The sequence below is a fragment of the Nocardia sp. NPDC047038 genome, assembly GCF_040644075.1.
In the GTDB taxonomy this organism is placed as follows: domain Bacteria; phylum Actinomycetota; class Actinomycetes; order Mycobacteriales; family Mycobacteriaceae; genus Nocardia; species Nocardia sichangensis.
In genome coordinates, this window is record NZ_JBEYVQ010000050.1 from 1 (window position 1) to 2676 (window position 2676).

1 protein-coding gene and 1 pseudogene are annotated in these 2676 nt (G+C 65.4%); both read left to right on the forward strand.

The annotated features are described in order from the left end of the window. Positions 1 to 176: 176 nt before the first annotated feature. Positions 177 to 1691, forward strand: a pseudogene (istA, locus tag ABZ824_RS39670) (IS21 family transposase); the annotation flags it as partial. 131 nt (positions 1692 to 1822) lie between these two features. Next, the gene (istB, locus tag ABZ824_RS39675; RefSeq protein WP_356970046.1) at positions 1823 to 2605 is read left to right on the forward strand and encodes an IS21-like element helper ATPase IstB; all 783 of its coding nucleotides are present in this window, start codon (positions 1823 to 1825) and stop codon (positions 2603 to 2605) included. Positions 2606 to 2676: the final 71 nt, after the last annotated feature.

The following is a 2676-nucleotide window of genomic DNA, read 5'->3' on the forward strand; positions in this document are numbered from 1 at the left end:
TGTCGGCGTTCACGGAAATCCCCAGGTTGAGCCGGTTTTCGTTCACGTAATTCCGCAGGGTGCCGTTCACGTAATTCCCCAGCGGGAACGCGAGCGCGGCGGTGAGGTCCTCGCAGGAGTTGGCTGCTCCCATCTGTTGGTGATGGGAGCCAGAATTGGCGAGGAGAACGTTCGACGTGGTCGATATCGTCGAGATCTTGATTCACTGGCATGCGGGTCGGTCGCAGAGCCAGATCGCGTCCAGCCTGGGGTTGGACCGCAAGACTGTGAAGAAGTATGTGGATCCAGCCGTGGCGGCCGGGCTGTGCCCGGGTGGTCCAGCGCGGTCGCCGGCGGAGTGGGGCGAGCTGGTGCGGGAGTGGTTGCCACATTTGGCCGACACGAGGTTGCGGCAGACGACGTGGCCGGAGATCGAGGCCCATCGCGATTACATCGTGGCGATGCTCAAGGCCGGGGTGAGTAAGCAGACGATCTGGCAGCGGCTGCGTGACGAGCAGGGCCTGACCGCGTCGGTGTCGTCGCTGAAAAGGTATGTGGAAGCGAACCTTCCGGAGGAAGGCCAGCGGGCAAGAGTGACGGTGCTGCGTGCTGATCCGCCGCCGGGTGAGGAAGCACAGATCGATTACGGATATTTGGGTTCGTGGGTCGATCCGCTCGGTGGGCGTCGGCGCCGGATCTGGGCATTCGTGATGGTGCTGGCAGCCTCGCGGATGATGTTCGTGCGTCCGGTGCTGACGATGGACCAGCAGGCCTGGACCCAAGCGCATGTGGAGGCGTTCGCGTTCTTCGGCGGAGTCCCGGCCCGTCTGGTGCCCGACAATCTGCGGACCGGGGTCGCGCGTCCGGATCTGTATGACCCGAAGATCAACCGCTCTTATGCCGAATTGGCCCATCATTACGGGACTTTGGTGGATCCGGCGCGACGCGGGAAGCCCAAGGACAAGCCGCGGGTGGAGCGGCCGATGCCCTATATCCGTGACTCGTTCTGGCGGGGCCGGGAATGGGTTTCGCTGCAGCAGATGCAGATCTCGGCGATCGAGTGGTGCCGGGAGGTGGCCGGTGCCCGGTCGTGCCGGCCGCTGGATGGCGCTTCACCGAACTCGGTGTTCGCGGCGGTCGAGGCCGAGGCGTTGAACCCGTTGCCGGGCAAGGACTTCGTGCTCGCCGACTGGACGACGGGAACCGTCGGTCCCGATATCCATGTCAAGGTCGGCAAGGCGCTGTATTCGGTGCCGTGGCGCCATATCGGACGCAAAGTGGATGTCCGGTCGACGTATTCGATGGTGCAGATCTTCGACAACGGCGAGTTGATCGCCACCCACGTGCGCAAACCGTTCGGTAAGCAGTCCGATCTGTCGCACTACCCGCCGGAGAAGATCGCTTTCGCCATGCGGGGACCGACTTGGTGCCGCAACCGCGCCGCCGAGATCGGTGACGCGACCGTCGCGGTGATCGCCGAATTACTTTCGGAGAACGCGCTTTTCCGGTTGCGGGCTGCCCAGGGCGTGCTCGGCCTGGCCGACAAGCATGGGACCGCGCGGCTCGAATTGGCCTGCGCCAAGGCGATCGCCGTCGGGGACCCGTCTTATCGGACTATCAAGGGCATCCTGGTCGCCGGGCTGGAGGCTGATCCGCCACCGCCATCGACCGGTGACGGAGGAGCCGCGGCGTTCCTGCATGGTCCATCGCGGCTGTTTCGGAACGTCGTGGCCCTGCCCAACCCGAACAGCCCGGCCGCTCTCGCCGCCACCACGGACGGCGACCGGGACGACGCCGCCCGCGATGACACCGGGGACCGTGACCACGGCGAGGGGGTGTCGGCATGATCGTCGACGTCGCCCTCGAACAAGCCCTGCGAACGTTGAAGCTGTCGGGGATGCTGCAGACTCTGGAATCTCGTCTCGCGCAGGCCCGTGCCGGGGACCTCGGGCATATCGAGTTCCTGCAGGTCCTCTGCCACGACGAGATCGCCCGCCGTGAATCCCAATCGATCGCCCGTCGCATCCGCCGCGCCCAATTCGAGCAGCAACTCACCTTGGAGCAGTTCGACTTCGCCGCCTCCCCGAAACTGCCCGCCGCCCAGATCCGCGACCTCGCGGCGTTGCGCTGGCTGCCCGTCGGTGAGTCGGTCGTGCTCTACGGACCGGTCGGAGTCGGGAAAACCCATGTGGCCCAGGGACTCGGGCATCTCGCGATCCGCCAGGGCGCCGAGGTCCGGTTCATGAAAACCAGTCGACTGCTGGCCACCCTGGCCGGTGGTCACGCCGACCGCACCTGGGACAAACGGCTGCGCGAGTTCGTCCGGCCTGCCGTGCTCATCCTCGACGACTTCGGCATGCGCGAGCTCACCGCGTCCCAGGCCGACGACCTCTACGAACTGATCTCCGAACGCGCCGCCAACGGCGGCTCCATGGTGCTCACCTCCAACCGGTCCCCGGTCGACTGGTATCCGCTGTTCCCCAATCCCGTTGTCGCCGAATCCCTCCTGGATCGACTCATCAACACCAGCCACCAAGTCTTCATGAACGGACCGTCCTACCGGCCCAACAAACGGCCCGTCACCAAGAACGCGCCGAAGACCCCACCGAAGGAGGCCATCGGGTAGAACATCAACCAGGACCCACCACCTGCGGAATTCCGCGAGCGCGGGCACCGGGAATTACGTGAACGTCGACA